Annotated in this window: 26 protein-coding genes; 1 reads left to right on the top strand and 25 read right to left on the bottom strand. The window is 33.5% G+C overall.

Annotation, left to right across the window (positions count from 1 at the left end; all coding sequences use genetic code 11):
- The 10 genes from ACYQ21_RS10600 to ACYQ21_RS10555 form a co-directional block, all read right to left on the bottom strand.
- On the bottom strand, window positions 1-916 hold a 916-nt coding region (locus tag ACYQ21_RS10600), incomplete at its 3' end, for a recombinase family protein (RefSeq protein ID WP_460058400.1).
- Between the two features lie 47 nt (window positions 917-963).
- A complete protein-coding gene (locus tag ACYQ21_RS10595; RefSeq protein WP_460058399.1) occupies window positions 964-1,113 on the bottom strand; it encodes a hypothetical protein in 150 nt (49 codons plus the stop codon).
- Between the two features lie 161 nt (window positions 1,114-1,274).
- Window positions 1,275-1,508: a helix-turn-helix domain-containing protein gene (locus ACYQ21_RS10590; protein WP_460058398.1), complete on the bottom strand. Its 234-nt coding sequence runs from the start codon at window positions 1,506-1,508 to the stop codon at window positions 1,275-1,277.
- Window positions 1,505-1,936, bottom strand: coding sequence for an RNA polymerase sigma factor (locus ACYQ21_RS10585; protein ID WP_460058397.1), 432 nt, complete (start codon window positions 1,934-1,936; stop codon window positions 1,505-1,507). Before ACYQ21_RS10585 ends, ACYQ21_RS10590 begins: the two co-directional genes overlap by 4 nt.
- Window positions 1,937-2,241: 305 nt before the next feature.
- The gene (gene trxA / locus ACYQ21_RS10580; RefSeq protein WP_460058396.1) at window positions 2,242-2,553 is read right to left on the bottom strand and encodes a thioredoxin; all 312 of its coding nucleotides are present in this window, start codon (window positions 2,551-2,553) and stop codon (window positions 2,242-2,244) included.
- Window positions 2,554-2,568: 15 nt separating this feature from the next.
- Window positions 2,569-3,177, bottom strand: a complete 609-nt coding sequence (locus ACYQ21_RS10575; RefSeq protein WP_460058395.1) for a nitroreductase family protein — start codon at window positions 3,175-3,177, stop codon at window positions 2,569-2,571.
- A gap of 1 nt (window position 3,178) precedes the next feature.
- Window positions 3,179-3,868, bottom strand: coding sequence for an AAA family ATPase (locus ACYQ21_RS10570; RefSeq protein ID WP_460058394.1), 690 nt, complete (start codon window positions 3,866-3,868; stop codon window positions 3,179-3,181).
- 1 nt (window position 3,869) lies between these two features.
- The gene (locus tag ACYQ21_RS10565) at window positions 3,870-4,853 is read right to left on the bottom strand and encodes an AvrD family protein (protein WP_460058393.1); all 984 of its coding nucleotides are present in this window, start codon (window positions 4,851-4,853) and stop codon (window positions 3,870-3,872) included.
- Between the two features lie 100 nt (window positions 4,854-4,953).
- Window positions 4,954-6,345, bottom strand: a complete 1,392-nt coding sequence (locus ACYQ21_RS10560) for an MATE family efflux transporter (protein ID WP_460058392.1) — start codon at window positions 6,343-6,345, stop codon at window positions 4,954-4,956.
- A 16-nt stretch (window positions 6,346-6,361) separates the two neighbouring features.
- Window positions 6,362-7,450 (bottom strand): oxidoreductase, encoded by a 1,089-nt coding sequence (locus ACYQ21_RS10555; RefSeq protein ID WP_460058391.1) that lies wholly within the window; start codon window positions 7,448-7,450, stop codon window positions 6,362-6,364.
- A gap of 249 nt (window positions 7,451-7,699) precedes the next feature.
- On the opposite strand from ACYQ21_RS10555, the gene ACYQ21_RS10550 reads away from it, so the two are divergent.
- The gene (locus ACYQ21_RS10550; protein WP_460058390.1) at window positions 7,700-8,185 is read left to right on the top strand and encodes an Rrf2 family transcriptional regulator; all 486 of its coding nucleotides are present in this window, start codon (window positions 7,700-7,702) and stop codon (window positions 8,183-8,185) included.
- Window positions 8,186-8,298: 113 nt separating this feature from the next.
- On the opposite strand, the gene ACYQ21_RS10545 is transcribed toward ACYQ21_RS10550, so the two are convergent.
- The 15 genes from ACYQ21_RS10545 to ACYQ21_RS10475 all read right to left on the bottom strand — a co-directional run bounded on the left by ACYQ21_RS10545 (window position 8,299) and on the right by ACYQ21_RS10475 (window position 19,582).
- Window positions 8,299-8,787: a hypothetical protein gene (locus ACYQ21_RS10545; protein WP_460058389.1), complete on the bottom strand. Its 489-nt coding sequence runs from the start codon at window positions 8,785-8,787 to the stop codon at window positions 8,299-8,301.
- A gap of 1 nt (window position 8,788) precedes the next feature.
- Window positions 8,789-9,880, bottom strand: coding sequence for a pentapeptide repeat-containing protein (locus tag ACYQ21_RS10540; protein ID WP_460058388.1), 1,092 nt, complete (start codon window positions 9,878-9,880; stop codon window positions 8,789-8,791).
- 30 nt (window positions 9,881-9,910) lie between these two features.
- A complete protein-coding gene (locus ACYQ21_RS10535; protein WP_460058387.1) occupies window positions 9,911-11,551 on the bottom strand; it encodes a contractile injection system protein, VgrG/Pvc8 family in 1,641 nt (546 codons plus the stop codon).
- Window positions 11,552-11,576: 25 nt separating this feature from the next.
- Window positions 11,577-13,055, bottom strand: coding sequence for a vWA domain-containing protein (locus ACYQ21_RS10530; RefSeq protein WP_460058386.1), 1,479 nt, complete (start codon window positions 13,053-13,055; stop codon window positions 11,577-11,579).
- 26 nt (window positions 13,056-13,081) lie between these two features.
- Window positions 13,082-13,858, bottom strand: a complete 777-nt coding sequence (locus ACYQ21_RS10525) for a hypothetical protein (RefSeq protein ID WP_460058385.1) — start codon at window positions 13,856-13,858, stop codon at window positions 13,082-13,084.
- 222 nt (window positions 13,859-14,080) lie between these two features.
- A complete protein-coding gene (locus ACYQ21_RS10520; protein WP_460058384.1) occupies window positions 14,081-14,302 on the bottom strand; it encodes a hypothetical protein in 222 nt (73 codons plus the stop codon).
- A gap of 45 nt (window positions 14,303-14,347) precedes the next feature.
- On the bottom strand, window positions 14,348-14,530 hold the full coding sequence (locus ACYQ21_RS10515; RefSeq protein ID WP_460058383.1) for a hypothetical protein: 183 nt from the start codon (window positions 14,528-14,530) through the stop codon (window positions 14,348-14,350).
- 315 nt (window positions 14,531-14,845) lie between these two features.
- Window positions 14,846-15,310 (bottom strand): hypothetical protein, encoded by a 465-nt coding sequence (locus ACYQ21_RS10510; protein ID WP_460058382.1) that lies wholly within the window; start codon window positions 15,308-15,310, stop codon window positions 14,846-14,848.
- Between the two features lie 38 nt (window positions 15,311-15,348).
- Complete coding sequence (locus ACYQ21_RS10505; protein WP_460058381.1) at window positions 15,349-15,609, bottom strand: hypothetical protein; 261 nt, start codon at window positions 15,607-15,609, stop codon at window positions 15,349-15,351.
- A gap of 677 nt (window positions 15,610-16,286) precedes the next feature.
- Window positions 16,287-16,685: a hypothetical protein gene (locus tag ACYQ21_RS10500; protein WP_460058380.1), complete on the bottom strand. Its 399-nt coding sequence runs from the start codon at window positions 16,683-16,685 to the stop codon at window positions 16,287-16,289.
- Window positions 16,672-17,187: a hypothetical protein gene (locus tag ACYQ21_RS10495; RefSeq protein WP_460058379.1), complete on the bottom strand. Its 516-nt coding sequence runs from the start codon at window positions 17,185-17,187 to the stop codon at window positions 16,672-16,674. Before ACYQ21_RS10495 ends, ACYQ21_RS10500 begins: the two co-directional genes overlap by 14 nt.
- Before the next feature lie 41 nt (window positions 17,188-17,228).
- Window positions 17,229-17,645: an Imm70 family immunity protein gene (locus ACYQ21_RS10490; RefSeq protein ID WP_460058377.1), complete on the bottom strand. Its 417-nt coding sequence runs from the start codon at window positions 17,643-17,645 to the stop codon at window positions 17,229-17,231.
- 5 nt (window positions 17,646-17,650) lie between these two features.
- Window positions 17,651-18,412: a pre-toxin TG domain-containing protein gene (locus ACYQ21_RS10485; RefSeq protein ID WP_460058375.1), complete on the bottom strand. Its 762-nt coding sequence runs from the start codon at window positions 18,410-18,412 to the stop codon at window positions 17,651-17,653.
- A gap of 215 nt (window positions 18,413-18,627) precedes the next feature.
- Window positions 18,628-19,242 carry a hypothetical protein gene (locus ACYQ21_RS10480; protein ID WP_460058373.1) on the bottom strand — a complete coding sequence of 205 codons (615 nt, stop codon included), beginning with the start codon at window positions 19,240-19,242 and terminating at the stop codon, window positions 18,628-18,630.
- Window positions 19,243-19,258: 16 nt separating this feature from the next.
- Window positions 19,259-19,582, bottom strand: a complete 324-nt coding sequence (locus ACYQ21_RS10475; protein ID WP_460058371.1) for a DUF6572 domain-containing protein — start codon at window positions 19,580-19,582, stop codon at window positions 19,259-19,261.
- Window positions 19,583-19,713 lie beyond the last annotated feature (131 nt).

Below are 19,713 nucleotides of genomic sequence, written 5' to 3'. Positions count from 1 at the left end.
GCGTCTCTTTGATAATAACCCATTCTTCTTCTGGAACAGAAACAATCTTATGAACGATTGGACTAACCGTTCTCGCTTTTCCTTGTACCATTGCGCCAGTATAGACTTGATTGCGTAAGATACGTGATACAGTGGATAGCCCCCATAAACCACTAGGATTATCATGTGTTGAAAAAAGCGCATGCCCCTGTTCCTTTTTATAGGTTGCTGGGGACGAAATCCCTTGATGATTCAATCGTCCGACAATTTTTCGGATAGATAGACCTTCAACGACATACCATTTGAAAATCAAACGAATAATCTCAGCGGGTTCATCATCAATGAGAAAATGGTTTTTATTCTCAGGATTTTTCCGATACCCATAGGGTGCAAATGCACCAATAAACTCCCCTCTATTACGCTTTTCACGAAAAGTCTTATGAATTTCTTCCGAAATCATAAGCGGATAACTTTCGTTAAATGAGCCAAAGATTGAGACATCCATTTGATAGACTTTACGTGGTTCTAGGTAAGTATCAATATAAGGTGTATCAATCGAAATGAAGCGTGTGCCGTACTCTGGAAAGAGTTTGCGTAAATACTCCGTTTGGTCGCCACTGTTCCGAAATGCTCTTGATAGGCTCTTACAGATAATTGTGTCTACACGACCACTTTTCACATCCGCAATCATCTCTTGAAAAGCAGGACGATTATAGGCATTAACTGCACTAATACCATCGTCAATGTAGGTTTGCACAACCTGATAGGCATCTTGAAATTGTTCATCAAGGTAGCTTTGGATAATTTTTTTCTGATTGGTAATACTCAAACTCTCGTTATTACCATCTTCGTGGGAAAGTCTAACATAAATGGCGACTTTCCATTTGCGTTGTTGTTCTATTAAAACGTTTTGTTGAGATTTTCTGATTCTTGCCATCTTCTAGCCTCCTCAAATCCCATACCACAAATCCATTATACCATAACCTAGGTTAATTTAGTGGTGGATAGGTGTTGATACAACAATTTTTCTAGACTTTCGCCGTTTTCTTGATAGACTAGATGTACGATAAGACCATTTACAATCAAATCAAACGTTTTTTGTAAGGGTTGTCCGACGACAGTTTCTTTTTTCATATCTTGATTTCCTCCAATTTATACTTTTTCTTTCACTCATGTAACAGCTAAAAAGAAGAGCAATTTTTCTCTTCTTTTTTGTGGTGTCCAGATTATTTCGCATATCTGAACAGATTATTAGTTGCCAAGAAATATTTAAATTTGGAAAGGGAAGACATCATTTAATGTGGTGGTATTCTAAATTTCAAAATCCCTGCCATCAAGTGTGTTTCAAGTTGTTTAATCATGACTTCATCAGCATGATAACTGACATAGCCAGTCATATTTTGAGAAGTTCTCATAGATAACTTAGTAATATAACGTGCATAGTGATGAACAATTTGGAGTAGTGCTTTATCATCTTCTGCTACAGCTTGTTTTATTACGCCATAAGCTATAAGAACCGACCTGCTCATTTTTTCTCCCTTACGAGAATATCTCGCAATCTTTTAATCGTCCGACTACGTCGTTCCTGAATAGTTGTCCGACTTTTTTGGAATCTTGACCCTATTTCTTCATCTGACATTGAAAGAAAATAGTGCAGAAGTATAATCTCCCGATTTTCTTCTTTTAGCAAATTCAAAGCAAGGGCAAGGTCTTCATCGCTTAGGGAGACTGAGATTTGAACGGTAACCAAAGGAAAGATATACAGTTCATTAGAAAAATCAGGTTGATACAAGAGTTCATCAGGTAAAAAATGACCCTCTAACAACTCATCCAACGAAGTAAACAATTCCTTTTGGTGTCTCTCTACTCGAAAAATGTCATAGGCTTTATTTTTCAGTACTTTTTTGCAGTAACTGTCAAATATCTGTTCAATTTCTTGATTTTTAAACTGCTTCATAGAAACGTCTCCTTTTAGCGTTTCCCTTTCCATATACTAATACGAACGAAAACAGAAAATAGTCGTGTTTTTGAAAAAATAAATGAAAATATTTATTTTAGCTATGTAAAAAGCAGAAAGAATCAAGCGCTTTCTGCTCCTTTGGTGAATCTCTTACTTAAGTTTCAGGTAAAAGATTGTTTATTGATTTTTATCCACCGTGTTTTAATATTTTTTCTGGTATCTTTTTTGAAAGAGACGACAAGAAAACTTAACATTAGTAGTATTAGACCCTTTTTCAAATCTTTTTTTGAAAATAAGGCATATCAAATATGTTCGCCAATCCAGTCTAGCAATACTGACTTACTATGAAGTCCTGTGACACGCTTAAGGACTTCGTTATCTTTTTGCAAAACTAATGTCGGAACTGCTAAAACACCAAAAGATTGAGCTAATTCAGGATTTTTATCTACATCAATTTTGACAATTTTCAATTTCTCTACCAGCTCTTCTTCAATTTTTTCCAACACTGGTAATAATGCCCTACAAGGCGCACACCATGTACCAAAAAAATCAATTAAAACCAAGCCTTCATTTGTTTCGCTTGCGAATGTTTTATCTGTAATTGTAATCGACATCTTTCTTCCTCACTCCTATATAATACTTGATACTTGTGTTACTGGTAGACAATAACTAGAACGTCCAGTTTCCTCTGAATAACCAAGAGTGATAACTAATTCAGGATTGTACCGTTTATCAAGTCCTAGTACTGTTTGGACTTTTTCTTTATCAAACCCCAATAAAATATTAGTTTTTATATTGCGATTATTAGCTGTCAACACAATATTTTGTGCAACAAGACCTGCATTCAATGACAAGTAACTTGCTAGCTGTTCCTTTGAATAGGCATCAAATAACTGTGGCAGTTGTTTTAACAAATCTTCTGATTTGAAACCTGATAAAAATCCACCACCAAAATTGACTAACTCTTGTACTCGTGTTGACAAATCACTATCTGAATAAACTACAAGTGTCGAACCTGCGGATTCATGTTGTGCAATATTATTGTCGTTGAGAGCAGTTGACAAAGCCAGACGCTTTTCATCGGAATCTATAATCGCAAAATACCATGGTTGGATATTATAAGCAGACGGGACTAAAGTTGCCTCGGCTAAAATTTTTTCTACTAAAGAACTGTTAATTTTTTCGCCATTAAATGTTCTCACAGCATGACGAATTTGATTTAAAATTGAAAACTCCACGTTAATCCCCCTTGTAAAATATTTCTTCGATTTGAATTTGATATTTTTTAACTTCTTCTTTCGCTAAAGCAACAGACTCACTTATCGACATCTTCATTGGGAGTTGATAATATTTAACAATCTTCACTAACCTTTCTTCAATTGTCCCACCAATAATCTGATAAGCTATTCCTAGTTCATCAAGTGTTTTTAGTAGTAAACGATCCGATTGATTTCTAAATTCCTCTGAGACTGGTCTATGTCCATCTTCTTGTATTGGAAATTCTACTGGAAGATGAATAAATGAGTCGTAAGTTAATTTCGCATGGTCTTTTACCACACATCCTAAATGATGAATTACCTCTTTCAAAGTATTCAGTACTTCTTCTGAAACGATTTGACTATTTTCATCATTAGGATTAATACCGACTGACATACGCACAGTACCATAAATCCATTCGTGAAGAGAAGAGCCATCTGAAATAAAGTTATCTAAGTGACTTTCGGAAACTGCTCGTTCCGCAAACCTTCGAATACCTAATTGAAATAGTTCAGGTGCCGTACATTCTTCTAACTTCTTACCCGGTAATGCAAGTGGTAAAATTTCTCGCATCGTTTTAGCGTGGGTTCGATTTAGTCCCGTCAAATGAGCTAAAGCAAGTGTAGTCGTCGTTTTTCCTGTTGAGTATGTCCCTGACATTGCAATTTTCATGCTAATTTACCTCCTTTGGCAAAATATGTGCGAGTGAGTATCTGAATTGATAATTAAAAAATTTCCCTTCTAAATCAACCATCCGCCATTTTTCTTGTCTCATCTTAATCATTTTAGATTTTTCAACTTGAATTGAAGAGGGGTGATATTCCGATTCTGTAACACGTTTCCTATCAATCTTGACATTTCTCATCCAAAGGGTTTGACTGTTTTTCCTATCCAAATCATCCATTTCATAAATCAGTACTTGAGAAAGTTGTGCAATTGCCACAATACAATCAATTACTGACGGTTGAAAATTTGATAAATGAAAAGTATCAATGCCATAATGTTTATCAATGTTAAATACTTGATTTTCCACATGAATATCTGCTTGTGAAGTGAATTTATCACAATCCGTCTCTATATTTTTAATATAGTGTTTCGTATGTTCATAAAGTCTACCAAAGTATCTATCTTGACTATCACCTAGTATCTCATCAACCTCTTCATAGCATTTTTTGACAAGCGGACGGACTGGACAAGGTGGTAATTCTATTTCAGAATAAAATGCAATATTACCGATTTGTCCACTAAATTGATGTTTATCATAAGGTTCGCCTGTTACCACCGAATATGATATTTCACATGATACCTTACTCAAATCTTCTAAAACACCATTTTTAGCTTTCAGATGCAAAGTCTTAATGAACATTTGATTTCGCAAAATATTTTTCAAATCCAATAAGGTAATCAAGAATACCTCGCTTAATTGCAAACCAATATAAGCTGCATCAATTGTACTCAAATGTGGCACTAATTCCTTTGGCGTATCCTTTTTAGACCACGCTAATGGATAATGAATCGTTGTAAAAGCTGTTATCTTCTCTGGCTCTAAAGAAAGGTTCAAAATGTCATAATGAACATTTTTATATCCATTTCCAAAGTATCTATATTCTTTGTCTCCTAAAATTTCATCAACATCTTTACAGAATTTGATTGTCATAACGAAACCTCTTTTCCATGATAGACAACTATCAACAGCCAGACACCCTAAACGTGTTCTTGAAAATACATAAACTTTATATGAATATCCCCTCCCTCAATCACTCCTGCACAATCGCATAATTTTTCCATTTCCCACTTTGCCAACGGACAAGGAAACAAATGAATCGGAATGTCCAATCTAGTATCATCGCAAGATAAATACTGTAAACCCCAAATCCAAACCCATAAGCCAAAATATAACTAAAACCAATTCTGAAAACAAACATTGAAAAAGCTGAAATCATCATTGGAAATTTTACATCTCCTGATGCTCTTAATGAGTTCGGCAAAGCAAATGAAATCAACCAAACTGTTACAAATCCGAAAATATGAATCATCATGATATTGTAAGAGATTGAAAAAGTCACATCAGACAAATGATAAAGGCTTAATATCGGTCTTAAAAGGACAAAGAGAAACAGATTCATCCCTATCATCAATGCCCAAGCAGTTTTCAATAAATGCTTAGTATATAATCTTGCTTGCTCAAATTCTTTTGCGCCGATACACTGCGCAACAACTGTTGTGATAACCATCCAAAATGCCTGACCTGGAATTGTTGCAATATTGGTTAAACTCCCAGTGACGGCATTCGCTGTAATCGCTTCTATCCCAAACGTAACAATCAACCCTGTTAGAACAATTTTTCCAATTTGAAAAACTGTACTTTCTAAACTAAAGGGGATACTAATTTTAAAAATTGTTTTCATCATTGCGCCATTCACTCGCCAAAAATCATATTTTCTGACAGAAATCGGCAAACTAGGCTTTCGTAATAAAACCAACATAATCATTGAGGCAATGATTCTCGAAAATAATGTGGAAACTGCTGCACCAAATGCGCCCCATTTGAAAACATAAATAAAGAGAGCATTTGCACCAATATCTAATAGCGCAACAATTAACGAAATCGTCATTGCTACTCTTGTATTTCCCATTGCTCTGAAAAGTCCCGCAGAAGAACTATAAAGTGCAATAAATGGAAAAGAACAAGCAGTCACATAGAGGTAAATTTTTGAATTTTGTAAAACACCTTGATCCAAGTGACCAAATATCAGTGATAATAATTGTCCATTGAACACTAAACAAATCGTCATAAAGAAAAGTGCAACAAGTAGACTAACAGTTAATAATTGTTTAGAGGCAATTCTACTTTCTTTTGTATTCTTATTGCCCAAGTATTGTCCCACCACAATTGCCCCACCTGTTGCCAATGCAGAAAATAAGAAAATAAGCAACGTGTTGACTGTATCAACTAGAGAAACACCCGAAACAGCCTTTTCCCCTGCAGAAGAAACCATCAACGTATCAAACGTTCCTAAAGACAAAAGTAAAGCTTGCTCAGCGATTAGAGGTAGAATAATTTTTCTAATGTCAAGTTTCGAAAATAATCCATTCTCAAATAAATTTTTCTTGGTTATCCCTGTTATATCTTTAATTTCTTGATTCACACCAACTCCTTATTCTTTACATTTTTAATTTCTCGACCCAAACAGCGTCTAACAGAATCAGACGACCAAGCGCTACTAAATCAAAGGCACCTTCTTCTAATTGTTTGAATAACTCCTCTTTATAATAAATACGAGCTTTACCTTCCATATTTGAAAGATTTAAAAAATCAGCCCCCTTCTTCATTTTTTGTATAATGCTCATTATGTCAGCTACAAAATGTTGTTCAGACCCAGCACTTCCCACTGCAATAACAGGTTTATCTGTCAATTTTTTTACCCAATATGCTAGATTTCCTTCTGTCTCTCCAAAAGCATCTTCTCTAAAGTCAAGAGCTGAACAATCAAAAATATCAATTCCTGCCTTTACTAGGGGATCTAAAATAGCTTCCAATTCTTCAGGTGTCTCAGATATTCTGGCTCCCAAATCGTACATTTGGAAATTGGATAGCCGAAATAAAATAGGAAAATCTTCTCCAACAGCTGCTCGGCATAAGCGAATTACTTTTTGAGCAAATAATGTACGATTACTCAAACCGTAGTCATCGGTGCGTTCATTAGTATCAATGCTTAAAAAATTGTGAATCAAACCGCTGTGCGCACCATGAATTTCAATACCATCAAATCCAGCCTTTTTAGAATTGATAGCGCTTACTAAAAATGCGTCAATAACACTTTTTATTTCTTGAACAGTCATAGGGTCGCCAACGATCTGACCATTTATAATGCCACTCGGTGTCATCGTCATTATTTCTTCTGTTGCACATAATTGACGATACCCTCCACTGTGCCAAAGTTGAGCAATAATCTTACTATCTTGTCGATGTACCTCATCTGTAATTTTTTTCCAAGCCAAGATTTGTTCAGGTGTACCAATTTCTGGCATCCCTTCATAATTTGATGCAGTTTCGTGTGGAATATTGATTGCCCCTGCAATTATTAAACCGACACTTCTAGCTCTATCACCGTAAAATTGGACATTTTTATCTGTTGGTACACCCTTTTCTACAAAACCAGTCGGAACAGCAGATAAAACAACTCTATTCTTCAATGCTAACCTTTTAGAATAAAATGGTTGCAAAAGTACCTTTTCTTTTCCTCTTACCATTTTTTACCTTCTCTTTTTCATTAAAATCTATTAGAGTTAATGAATATCCCTAATAGGTTCATTATTAACTTTTTTATAGGATTTGTCAAGTATTTTGTACTTAATTTTATATCTTCATTTCCTTTATTTTTTTAGATTCATATTTTTTAAAAAGCTTGACAAAATCATTGAAATACCTTAATATTGAATGTAAAATACATATCCATTAGGGATAATCAATGGCTCTAAAATGAAAACGAGGAAAAAGTTATGAAAATTAAATCAGGAGTTGAACAAAGTATCTATATCTTACTTATCTTAGGAAGAATACCAACTGATACTTCTATTACTTCCGAGGATATTAGTACACGGTTAAAGCTATCCCAATCTTACTTAAAAAAGTTGTTGAAGTCATTGGGACATGAGGGACTTGTCACATCATCCACAGGCAAGAAAGGTGGGTTTTCTCTTGCGAAACCTATCTCAGAAATTAACTTATCACATATTTTTTATGCCGTAGAGGGACGTGGATCACTTTTTAACGAAACTAAATTAGGTTCTTACTTTATAGGAGAGGGTGCAACAGAAAACAAAGAGTGTTCACTAAGCGTTGTAATGGATACAATAGAGGACTCTTGGCGAAAAATTTTAGAAAATATCACATTAAAAGATTTAGAGACAAAAATTCTTTTAGAATTTGATACAACTCAGATTGATGCATGGATCCAACGTGTGACAAGTGATTCAAAAAAATAGTTTGAATAGAAATTGAAATCTAAGAAAGACTAATATAAAAGCTCACAAATAGAAAAATCGTATGAAATTTTCGCTTCAAAACGAATTGCATACGATTTTCTATTTATAGTTGGTTAAACTTTATGATTATAAATTTCAATCTTTTCCCACTTAAAGCCATTAAAACCACGACGCAAGAGACTCTCTAAAAGCTCTAAACTGATAAACCAGTCATCCGTTCCAATATCAGCTACTGTGAAAAAATGCTCAGACATGATTCTTTCCTCTTCTAAAATAAAGGTTGAATTTGTCTCCGAATATAAATAATCAATAGCCAAAGGATTCAATGCCCAATATTCAAATTTCTCCCCTGTTTCATGATAGGTTAGAGAGACTGTTCTACTTTGAACATCGGATTGATATGCCTGAATCACTTCAAACATATCATCTGAAACAATCGGGAAAGGTTCTCCTATATAATCTGTTAAAGACTCAATATAAAGTGTGTCAATTTGACCGATTATCTCTTCCTCCGTACTCATCATATCAAAGTTTTCAGGTAGCACATCAAATGTGATAATGCCAGTTTGGATTGGCGAATCTTTTAAACGATAAAATATCATTTTACACCCACTTTATTTCTTTAATTTGTTCAGGGGAAAGATTAAATTTGTCCTTTTGACTTGTCAAAAACAGAGCATTTTCTAATTGAGCATGCTCAAAGTTAGCTCCCCTTAGCTGCGCCCCCCTGAAATCTGTTTCTCTCAAATCTGCATAAGAGAAATTAACACCAAAGTAACTCGGAACTGCTTCAATCGCAAGTGCTAGATTCCCTTTAACAGACTGAAAATTAGCGTGACGGCACTTAGCATGGCTAAAATCTGCATCTTGTATAAAACTAGACTGAAAATTAGCCTGTTCTAACTGGCAAGCCACAAATTGACTGCCGACTAGAATACTTTCTTTCAATTCAGCACCAGTTAAATCACTTTTCCAAAAATTCGCAAAAACAAAAGTTTGATTGCTTAAATTAGCGTGTTTAAATGACTTCTCTACAAAATTTTTAATGCCTTCAGCTTCCATTTTTCCAGAAGATAAGTAGTCATCTAAATCACTCTGAGTTATAAGAGTGGTTACCTTCTCATAAACGACTTGGCTCTTGTCTTTAAATTCTCCGACATATACATGAAATTCATCAGCAAGCCTAAGTTTTTCAAAAAGTGTCGCACCTTTTTTCTTTAACAAAAAGCGCATTAACTCAACAAAATAGCGCTGAAAAACCTCAAAATAGACACTCACATAATAGCGTTCTTGCTTGAACAATTCCTGACTTTCTCGTTCAAGTAACTCTGCTTGAATCATCGTTTGAAATGCTTGGATGAAACGCTCAAAGCCATCAAAACGCTGGATGATACTTTCTTGAATCGTGTCATAGTACCAATTTTCACCATAAGAATGCCATTCATACGAGAGTTCTTGATTGGCTAAAAAAGGAGAACGTAACCAAGAAACCATAATAAACCCGATTGGTTTTAAACCATCCTGTTGTTGCGCAGATTCAAGCTGATCTATAAAAATTTGAAAAGGTTGCGCTAAACGATTGGCTAATGCTTCCAAATTATCATGAAAATACCTATCTAACTCAATCATTTGTAGTTTTAGACAGTCTTCTACTGTATTTTTTTGGAATTTTTTTATTTCTTGCGTAACTTGCACAAATTATGCCCTCCTTAACTTTAACAGTTTTTAGTTCATCTTGATTTCACTACCATTCAAAATAATCTTATCATTTACGGTGACAGTATTACCGTGAGAGTTAAGTGTGACACTGTCTCCTGCATCCATCACAACATTTCGTCCTTTTAGATTCAAAGCACCTTCTGCGGTTACGCTGACATTACGATTACTTGTAATGTTGATACCATCCGAATCGTTTAAAATGATTTCTACACCGTTACCAACAATTGTAATTTTATTTGGTTCAAGCGTAATTGTTTTGCCAAATTTATTGCGCAAGGTCTTGATAGCAGGATCTAATGTTCCGTCTAAGTCTGCCTCTGTCCGAACTGTGGAAGTAGCTACGGCATCTTTTTCATCTTTAGTTGGATAATATAGACGGGCTTTTTCGCCTACTTCTGGCATCATATACCAACCAACATTATCATCAGAAGTATAATTTGTCGAATAAGAGAACCAGTAAAAAGCATTGTCTTGCCCTTTATCAATGTCTAGTGCAAGTAAAACTTTATCTTCTGTGACTTTTTTAACAGTACCAATAATCGAACTTCCCACAAGCTCATCGTTATAGTATTTATCACAACGATTTCCTTTTGGACTGCTTAAAGTATAAGTATTTAGCAATTCACCTTTGATAATGGCTCTTTTTAAACCAACAATAAGCCATTCTTTATCTATAAACTTAACCTTATCCCCTAGTAAAAATAACTGAGAACTTTCTGCTTGATACTGAATAAAATCTTGTGGCATGACATCAATCTGATTATTTTCTTTCACATGATGATAGTCTACCAAATCTTTTTTGACTTCAAAATTATGAGAAATTAGCTCACCAACACTACTCGTATTGGGTAAACCAAAATAAAATCTTGGACTGGTTGACTGATCAATAGCAATAGGTTGTGAATGGAAATGAGATGCCAAGCGCTTGATAAACTGCCAATCTGTTTCATTGTATTGCGTCAAAAATTGACCAACAGGACGATCGTTAGATAGCGTATCAATAAACGCCCCATCTGAATAGTCGTTGACAACTTGTGCTAAAAGCGATTCAAATTTTTGGCTTGGAACTTGAAAGCTTCTACTTTTACGCTTAATGTCCATCAGATAAGAATAGGAGGCAACTTTACCACTTAGTGTGTAGACACCACCTTCTTTTGAAACATCTAAATTTAAAGCAATACCTTTATAAAACGAAAATTCTTTCCCCGTCTCATCACGTTTTGAAATCTTGATAGGAACTTTAGTTTCTGCTAGCTGCAAGACACGTTTCCCTTCTTCTTCGGACACAATGCCTTTAAACTTTGCAATCGCATGGTCACCTTGCAAATGATTAATAGTCATCTCTAACAGTTGCACAAATTTAAAAGGGGCAATTCGAATATTTTCACTTCTAATTTGTTGCCCTGAAAAAGTTACTCGATAATAATCTTTACTTTCTTGAGATAATGTCTTATTTTTGAGTGTGACCGTTTTAAAAATACTTTCTAAACTCTGCAATAAACTTGATTTTTCAAATGCTTGTTTATCTAAAACCATTTTTGACATGTTCATTGCTGTAATAGCCTTGACACCTCCGAATGATTTAACTGAGTTTCTCTTACTAGCATTACTAAAAATCTCAGTAGTCAATAATTTTTCTTGAGTCATTTTATCCACCCTATCTTTCTCACATTTATAAGTTAATCGTTGTACTAGTCTTACGAATATGAACTTCTAACTCTAGCACATCTGCTATAAATATCAAATAAGCACTCTTTTGTAAACTCAATGTCGTCCAAACACCAGTCGGTATTTCTCTACCTTGTTGAATACCTTCAACCGAACCTTTTAATCGCATTTCTAAGGTATTATTTCTCCCCACTCGAAACAAGACTTTTTTACTATCAGGCATTTTTTCCCGAATTTTTTCGTCCACTAATAAGTCATACAGGCTCATTCTCTTACTTCTCATGAAAATGGTCGCAGACCAATTTTGAATTGGAATTTCTTCTTCATCTGGTGTCTTGATAAAACAACATTCCAGAGAATCAGTAAAGAAATAATTAACTGGTTCAGAGGCTATCTCGGGATTGGTGACTACTTTTTTCTTGTTCATCACTAATATACCAAAAATGACACCTATACCAATACCGCCCACTAACAAGCCAAGCAGCAGCCACCAATTTACTTTCGGTTTCGGCTTAGGAATATCTGTCATCTTTGTCAAAGTTGTCGTAATGACTGGATGATTACTTTCCGTTTTATAGGTCAGTTGATAAGATTCTTTTTTGGGATTCGTAATTTTGATAATCGCCTGATGATTACTTTCTTTAACTGTTAAGCCATCTTCGCTATTATAGCCCATTTCTTTAATCGCTGAATCTGCCTGCATGGTAACAATGATTTCTTTGACACGTTTTGTCTCAGTCTTTTTTGTTGGTATGGTTAAGGTGTAGGTTGTACTTTCTTTGCTTTTTTCTGATTTCAAGCTATCTTTTTCAAAGGACATTTTTGTCTGATGACTATAAATATCCATTATCGCTGCCAATAACTGATCCCTATTTTCTGCCGTATAGTGCTTAGCTCCCGTTCGATCCGACCAAGTATTCATTGGTGCTTTGTCACGATGCTCTACTTCACTATACTGAATCACATATATAGGAATGCCTGCAGTATCAACAACTTGATTAAAATCATCTTCTACGGCTTGTTGGCTACGATTGGGGTTCGTCGCATCTGTCTCGACATCGCCATCAGATAAAACAATCATCATCGTGTGATTATCTTTATTACCACCTAGATTTAGTAAACGTTGTCCTGTTTTTAAGCCCAGACCAACATCTGTGCCTTTAATAGGCTCAATCGTTTTCAAGGAATTGATTAAGCCGTCTATTTCAGATTGGTTGGTTACTTTTTGTAAGCCTTGGTCACGAATGATGCTGTCATTATAAAGCACATAGCCAAAGCGATTATTATTGCCAACGCTGATTGAGGCGATATATTGAATGGCATCGTAAATGTTATGATTGGGGTCATTTGACTGCATAGAATAACTCGCATCTACGACCAACATCACATCTTGACCAATTTCTTCTGACGCCTTAACGGAAGTCGCGAAACAAAACAGCAACCCCAAACTAAGTAGATATAAGATTTTTTTGACTTTCTTCATACTTTTCATTTTTCCCTTCACATCTATCAATCTACAATCATTCTGCGACTGCGTTGTCGCTGACTACCTTTTTCTTGCTTATCATGCTTGATTTCTAACAAGATTTGACCCAACTTTTCATGAATTTCCAAAGCTGATAACGATTTTGTCGGTAAGGACAAGCGTGTGGCGATATAATATTCAACCGCTCGTTTCTCAACTAAGTTTTGACTCATGTGAGTCTGTAAGCAAAATGCTTGGTCTAAAGTATGAGTTGTTCCTAACGCCTCCACTGCTTGACAGAATTGTTTAATAAGCACTGGTGCAAGAGCTTGACCACTTTTGAGAGAGCGTTCTTGATGCAGAAAATTAACCGTATTGTACTCTGTTATCAAGTCTGAAAAATCTTGATAATCAGTACGTAAATAAGCCCCCTCTTTAAGTTTAAACCGCAGCAGTTCCCACTCATTATCATCAAGTTGTGGATTTGTAGAAAGAACGATTGTCGCCTCTCTTGCATAAAAATCTTCGTCTTCAACAACTGGTAGAAGTTTAATCTTCAAAAAAGTAACCTTTTCTGTGGCAGTATAAGGAATCTTGACACTGTTATCCATAACCAAGATATCGGTATCGTACTTTAAAACACCTGACGATACCACAATATTATCTGCATCTATCGTAATATCAAAACCGTCAATGATACCATCTTGATACTGGTCATAGACTGTCTCAACTAACTTTATAGGATAGTTTTTCAGTGCCTCTAGCATTTCCTTTTTTAGGATACGCCCTGTGTTGAATTTGGGGGATTTAACCTGAAACATATGTTTTCTCCTGCTTGATTTAAAAGTTTTTTTGTAAAAATATTTACTTGCATGACTATCAGATTTTGACAATAATCCACTAAGCAAATTACTACCATTTGAAATTTCGGGAAACAAAGTATTGAGCATTCAATCAACTCATATCAATTCTAATCCCATCAGGCATTATTATCATAGTATATTTCCCTTTCCTACTAATCTATAACTACAATATCACTATTTTTAAATTCTCTTTCTAAATAATTCAATATAGTAGGCATATATTTTATCTTTATGAAAACTAGTAATGTCTTCCTCCGAATAAGGAGACTCCCGTTTTTTTATTAAACTTTTCCCGAAGATAAGCTCTCTTTCTCTAAAATCAATTTCAACATTTAAAACTTTATTACCTTCTCGATACTCTAAGCAATAAAAATGTGGGATATCAATCTCTATATTTTCCATGTTCATCTTGTATCCTATTGTTTAAATCAATAATCTCCTGACTCATTACTTCATCATCAGTTTTTGAAATAGCTTTCTTCGCTTTACTTCCAGCTTTAGCCGCATCATCTGCTTTTGAGGCAACTTTACTCCATTGTTATCCTTCAATAAGTTATTCCATTTAGTTGGAATCATTGAAGTCATTTGTTGTGCTAAATTTGTATATAATTCTTTTAATTCATTTTTCATAAATTTTTCTCAATACGGTTAATTGATTTTTTTTATATTATTACTTTCTTTCATTAGCAATTTCTTTTAATACATAATTCATCAGTTTTTTCAAGAAAATATCTCCTTTGTCCACGGCCGTTTCATAAATTCAATTTAAAATGTATTTTTCTGAATATTTTAAAAGAATATCGAGTTTTTAAAAAGAATAGCATATAAGATTAATTGTTGTTTGAAAATTCAAACAATATATTCAGTAATATTGTCCTTTTTTTGAATATTTTTACGAAAATAATTTGCAAAATATACCAATTAAAAATTTAAATCACTGATTTTTTATGTACTTTTCAGAAAAATCAAACTCATGAAACGGCCGTGTCCTTTGTCTTTTTCCCCCAACTCTTTAAAATAGATACCTCTCTTTGTTTTTAAATACACCCTTACTTTATCACTATTGTAAAATTCTAAGTCAGTAGTCAATGCCATATAAGGCAACGCTTGACTACTACTAACTAACAAGGACTGCATCGCTTTCATTACTTTTGGAGATTGTTCTAAATTAGTGAGAACAGAACCACTTCCATGATAGATATGGGTATTTAAACCAAAGACTAAAGCTAATGTTTGAGTTTGAAATCCTACAATACCACTTTCTATTGGCATGTCAAAAACCGCAATATACACTTGTTCATCATTTTCCAATGTCAAACCCATATCTTGATTTGTATACCGTAAAACTTGTTCACGATAATTTAAATATTTTTGACTAACTTGTTTTTCAGTGTTAAAATCTTTATTCATTATTTTTCTCCGTGTAAGTTAAATTTACTTCTCTAGTTTTAGTAACTTTCCATTTTTTTAATTGTATAAAATTCTAAAGCATCTTCATCAATGTCTTTCTTTAAAGCCTGAATTGCTCGCTTAATATCATCTCTATCCAATCTATTTTTAAGTTCCTTATGTCCCGAAAAGAGGTTTTCAAATAAATTGGCATGAGCATTTTCCCAATCTATTCGTATTGTAAAACGTAATCTTTGATAATCAAAAACTATTTGATAAGGTTTCTTAAGATATTCATAGGTCAATTCATAAGCACCCATTCCTGCACTATCATTAGAATAAAATTCCTCAATTAATTTAATATCTCTTCTAAAACAATTACCAAATATTTTTTTGTATAGTCCAAATATTCAATATTTATAAATTCTTCTCTATCTAACAACATGCCACATATCTCCTACCTTTTCAAATGTAAATCCATGTCCTTGAAAATAAGCTATTTCTTTGGAATAATGTGAGTTAAAGTTACTTTTCTAATTTTTTTCTATTTCTTGTGGACTTATAAAATTCTAAAGTATCTTCATCAATTTCCTGTTTTAAAACTTGAATAGCTTTTTTATATCTGTCTTATCTAGTTTATTTTTTAATCTAACATGAAAATCAACATAGCCACAACCCACAATTCCTGCCAACCACTCCTCATACTTTACATAAAGATCAAAATAATATTTTTCATAATGAAAAACTATCTGATAGGGTTTCTTAAGATATTCATAGGTTAAAGTATATGCACCCATTCCTGCACTATGATTAGAATAGGATTCTTCAATAAATTTAATATCTTTTCTAAAACAGTTACCGAATATTTTTTTGTATAGTCCAAATATTCAATATTTATAAATTCTTCTCTATCCAACAACATGCCACATATTTCCTATCCTTTCAAATGTAAAGCCATGTCTTTGAAAATAAGCTATTTCTTTGAAATTAATGTGAGTTAAAGTTGCTTTTCTAATTTTTTTAACTGTCCATTTTTTTTAATTGTATAAAATACTAAAGCATCATCGTCTATATCCTTCTTTAGGATCTGAATAGCTTTCTTAATATCATCTCTATTCAATCTTTTTTTATACTCAGTATGCCTTCCTTGAAAAAAATTTGTATAGGCATTCTCCCATGTTATTTCTATTCTAAAACGTAACCTTTCATAATCAAAAACTATCTGATAGGGTTTCTTAAGATATTCATAGGTTAATTCATAAGCACCCATCCCTCCACTACCATTAGAATAAACTTCCTCAATTAATTTAACATCATCTCCAAAACAGTCATCAAATACTTTTTTTGTATAGTCCAAATACTCAATATTTATAAATTGCTCTCTATCTAACAACATGCCATATATCTCCTATCTTTTCAAATGTAAAACCATGTTCCTGCAAATATCCTATTTCTCTTGCGTAAAATGAATCTTCTCCAATAGCAACAAACGGATTATGCGAAAAATAAATGTCTCGTCCTGAACCAATTTGTATATCCAAGAATTTTTCATTTATTTTCCAAATTTCTTCATCATCATACACTTTACTCAACTCACCCCAATTATCAATATTGAAATATTGAGCACCTAATTCCTTAGCTTTTTCTATATAACCAGTCAGACCTTTTTTATCATATTTCCCCAATACAATTGAGCCAGCTTCATCCGAACCGTTGATAGCTTTAAATGCATATTCTTCTGCCTCAGAATTGCTCATTATCCTAGCCGCATCATCTAATTTTGAACCAATTTTACTTCCAGCTCGTAATGCATCATCGCCATACTTAAGCGTAGCTTCGCCAGCTTTACCAAGTTTACTAACTTTGCCTATTGGAATAATACTTAGAGCAGATAACATCCGCTCCCAATCGTCGAGCTAAATTGTAGCGTTTCTGTAAATCATAATGCTTTAATTTCAAGTGCAACATTTTCTATAATTGCTTGCTTAACCGCCTCTATTAATGTATCGATCAAATCTCTTCCATCTGATGTTACAAAATAATTAGATAAATTAGTTATATCGTCACTTATATTATCCCCCCATGGTGGCATTTTATCTAAATCCTCTGCATCCCATACCACATTTTTAGGAGATAACTCCTGTAATTCCTCTTTTAATTTTTCCAATTCTTTTTTTGCTTTTTCTAAATTCAAAACCTCTATTTTCCCACTATATAAATCATTCATAATAATAGGAAACGTACTCCCCCAATCTCCTTTCTCTAAATTTACACAAACTGTTGAGAAAAAAGAATGGAAAAAATCTCCTGTTCCAATTGAAAACCATAAAAAATCTACCTTGACACCTACTACCATAAAAATCACCTCTTAAATATTATTTCTAGATTCACTCCAGATTTATCAATTATCTTTTGTCGTATTTCCCTTAAAATATCATTACTAACATCCTGTCCTCTAATATCTATCACTATGGTCTGATTGGTTCCTTGAGGTAAATTCGTTACCCTATCTTTCACTTGATTACTTACATTATTAATCAAATTATTTTTCCCAGCATTATTCTGTATATTGTAATTTTTAACTTCAACGCTATGACCGGGTTTATAATACTCAGGTCTTGTACTTCCTTTGGTACCATATGGTACTTCTTCACCATTTATAAATGATTTTTGTGGGTCATAACCATGATAGTCTTTCCCAACATCAATCTCAGATTCTCTCCACGAAGGTCTTTTACCACTTTTTTTAGCAGCAATTTCAGCCGCATCATCAGTTTTTGAAATAGCTTTCTTCGCTTTACTTCCAGCTTTAGCCGCATCATCTGCTTTTGAGGCAACTTTACTTCCGCCTCTTACTAAATCATCGCCATATTTAAGAGCTAATTTCCCACCTTTAACAGCTTTCCCCCATGGAATTAAACTCGCAATAGATAAGGCGCGATCCCACCATGCTAACTTCCGATAACTATCTGGGTCTCTTCCCGTCCATGCTTTATAAATGTCATCGCCTAAAAGAAACTCCCAAACTTCTTTACCACCTTTTATTAGAGCAGCATCTTGACCACTTGCAATTATAGATATTGCATTTTTATCACCTGCTTCTTGACATTTCAGATGACACATAATCGTTAAACCGGGTTCAGAGTCAACTTTAGTAGCTTTATCAAATCCAGTCCATTTGTCTTCTAAGTCTGGTTTGCATTTGACAGGATCAGGACACTTTCCTTTTTTACCTTTATCCTTCCATTTTTTTCAGCCTTATCTGATAATTTCTTACAGATTTTAAAATCTTTTTCTTTTAATAGGTATTAAATAAAAAGTTAGAAAATACTTTTAATTCATTTTTGGGTATACTCTTTTATATATTCATAGATATCTTTCCCGTTATTTTGAAAACCGCCTCTTTTTCCGTTAAACAACTCCTCTGAGCTCAAAAGAAAAGCTGTATGAAAATCTTTCTTTTGTAAATGAGCAATCATTTTTAATAGCTTATCTCTAAAATAATTGGTAGAATTCAATACTCTGTCATTAAAAATATCAAGGTTCATATCTATGGAATTTAAAAATTCATCATACACTTTAGTAACTTGTTGAGAAATTTCATTACAAAGTTCAGGAATGTTTTTAAACTCTGATATAGTCCATTCTAATTCAGATAATTTCATTGAAGGTGAGACAAAAGCTCCATTTGCTCTCAAACTATCTCTTGAATTTATATTTTCTTTCATATCCAGGAGTGTCCAAAATAGGTTATCATATTCATAGGGTTTAATAAGAATCCAGAATTTAATTATTAGATTAGATTTTACCTTTTTTATATCTATCATAGGGTGCAAAAAGAAATTATTTTCCTTTTTGTAAAACGAATTTGATACACTTTTGAATCCCAATTTTTTAAAAGATAGATTTAATTCATTTTTTAATTCTTTCTTTGATGTTTGTAAATTTTCCAATTTAGTTTCCACCTATCTATCCAATGATTTCAGCTCTTATTTTTATTGAAAATGGAGCTAGCTGGTTTGCAATAACATTCAAAAAATTTTTACAGTTTTCTGTAATCTCACATTTAAAATGTATATCTATTAAAAAGCTGTTAAATTTTTTGTCAGGATAACTTTCATTGAATTGTTTAGAATCTATAAACTCAACATAAGCATTTATTTTATTTTGCAGAAGATTTAAATGTTTGTATTCTTCGTTCCAATCCAAATGATCTGCTATAAGAAGTATAAGTTCGTTACTCTCTTTACTTTCACCCATACCATCAACTATTTTATTGTTATCTACAGTCATAACTACTCTCCTCGTATAATATATTCTAGTAGTGATTAACCACTACGATTTTTACCTAATTGATATTAATTTTCACTTGACTACTGAGCCGTTTCTCAGAGATAATAGTTCTGGAATGGACTCACGGATTT

It is taken from the genome of Pseudolactococcus yaeyamensis, assembly GCF_054658615.1.
The sequence above is the reverse complement of the archived record's forward strand: the minus strand, read 5'-3'. Positions and strand labels throughout refer to the sequence as shown.

Excerpts from the sequence above, each read along its gene's own strand:
- ACYQ21_RS10500 (WP_460058380.1), bottom strand. The coding sequence starts at position 16,685 with ATGTTGTTAGATAGAGAGCAATTTATAAATATTGAGTATTTGGACTAT.
- ACYQ21_RS10495 (WP_460058379.1), bottom strand. The coding sequence starts at position 17,187 with ATGTTATCTGCTCTAAGTATTATTCCAATAGGCAAAGTTAGTAAACTT.
- ACYQ21_RS10585 (WP_460058397.1), bottom strand. The coding sequence starts at position 1,936 with ATGAAGCAGTTTAAAAATCAAGAAATTGAACAGATATTTGACAGTTAC.
- ACYQ21_RS10595 (WP_460058399.1), bottom strand. The coding sequence starts at position 1,113 with ATGAAAAAAGAAACTGTCGTCGGACAACCCTTACAAAAAACGTTTGAT.
- ACYQ21_RS10550 (WP_460058390.1), top strand. The coding sequence starts at position 7,700 with ATGAAAATTAAATCAGGAGTTGAACAAAGTATCTATATCTTACTTATC.
- ACYQ21_RS10510 (WP_460058382.1), bottom strand. The coding sequence starts at position 15,310 with ATGAATAAAGATTTTAACACTGAAAAACAAGTTAGTCAAAAATATTTA.
- ACYQ21_RS10475 (WP_460058371.1), bottom strand. The coding sequence starts at position 19,582 with ATGACTGTAGATAACAATAAAATAGTTGATGGTATGGGTGAAAGTAAA.
- trxA (WP_460058396.1), bottom strand. The coding sequence starts at position 2,553 with ATGTCGATTACAATTACAGATAAAACATTCGCAAGCGAAACAAATGAA.
- ACYQ21_RS10565 (WP_460058393.1), bottom strand. The coding sequence starts at position 4,853 with ATGACAATCAAATTCTGTAAAGATGTTGATGAAATTTTAGGAGACAAA.
- ACYQ21_RS10555 (WP_460058391.1), bottom strand. The coding sequence starts at position 7,450 with ATGGTAAGAGGAAAAGAAAAGGTACTTTTGCAACCATTTTATTCTAAA.
- ACYQ21_RS10515 (WP_460058383.1), bottom strand. The coding sequence starts at position 14,530 with ATGAAAAATGAATTAAAAGAATTATATACAAATTTAGCACAACAAATG.
- ACYQ21_RS10570 (WP_460058394.1), bottom strand. The coding sequence starts at position 3,868 with ATGAAAATTGCAATGTCAGGGACATACTCAACAGGAAAAACGACGACT.
- ACYQ21_RS10590 (WP_460058398.1), bottom strand. The coding sequence starts at position 1,508 with ATGAGCAGGTCGGTTCTTATAGCTTATGGCGTAATAAAACAAGCTGTA.
- ACYQ21_RS10485 (WP_460058375.1), bottom strand. The coding sequence starts at position 18,412 with ATGTGTCATCTGAAATGTCAAGAAGCAGGTGATAAAAATGCAATATCT.
- ACYQ21_RS10490 (WP_460058377.1), bottom strand. The coding sequence starts at position 17,645 with ATGGTAGTAGGTGTCAAGGTAGATTTTTTATGGTTTTCAATTGGAACA.
- ACYQ21_RS10525 (WP_460058385.1), bottom strand. The coding sequence starts at position 13,858 with ATGTTTCAGGTTAAATCCCCCAAATTCAACACAGGGCGTATCCTAAAA.
- ACYQ21_RS10520 (WP_460058384.1), bottom strand. The coding sequence starts at position 14,302 with ATGGAAAATATAGAGATTGATATCCCACATTTTTATTGCTTAGAGTAT.
- ACYQ21_RS10545 (WP_460058389.1), bottom strand. The coding sequence starts at position 8,787 with ATGATATTTTATCGTTTAAAAGATTCGCCAATCCAAACTGGCATTATC.
- ACYQ21_RS10530 (WP_460058386.1), bottom strand. The coding sequence starts at position 13,055 with ATGAAGAAAGTCAAAAAAATCTTATATCTACTTAGTTTGGGGTTGCTG.
- ACYQ21_RS10535 (WP_460058387.1), bottom strand. The coding sequence starts at position 11,551 with ATGACTCAAGAAAAATTATTGACTACTGAGATTTTTAGTAATGCTAGT.
- ACYQ21_RS10505 (WP_460058381.1), bottom strand. The coding sequence starts at position 15,609 with ATGGGTGCTTATGAATTGACCTATGAATATCTTAAGAAACCTTATCAA.